The sequence below is a fragment of the Shewanella sp. T24-MNA-CIBAN-0130 genome (genome assembly GCF_040310185.1).
GTDB classification, from domain to species: Bacteria; Pseudomonadota; Gammaproteobacteria; order Enterobacterales; family Shewanellaceae; genus Shewanella; species Shewanella psychromarinicola.
The window spans coordinates 1-262 of record NZ_JBEOPP010000375.1 but is presented as its reverse complement, the minus strand read 5'-3'; the positions used below and the strand labels follow the sequence as shown (position 1 = coordinate 262).

Below are 262 nucleotides of genomic sequence, written 5' to 3'. Positions count from 1 at the left end.
GGCAAAGCTTAAGTTTCTTATTTGCGACTTTTGCCACGCAGTCCCTGTAATTAATGGCGATTGCGGATAAGTTTCATCTAGCCACTCAAGTATTGCAAGCGATTGTGCTAAAACACCATCATTGGTTTCAAGTGCCGGTAGTAAGCCTTGCGGGTTAGTCGCTAAGTATTCTTTCCCAAGCTGCTCCGATTTTAAAAGGTTAACAATAGCAAGTTCATGATCGATTGCTTTTAAGTTAAGCGCTATACGCACTCTATAAGCC

1 protein-coding gene is annotated in these 262 nt (G+C 42.0%); it reads right to left on the bottom strand.

Going from position 1 to position 262, the window contains the following annotated elements; translation table 11 throughout:
* Positions 1–262, bottom strand: a 262-nt coding sequence (locus tag AAEZ02_RS22785) for a glutathione S-transferase N-terminal domain-containing protein (protein ID WP_351125372.1), incomplete at both ends; no start/stop codon positions are given.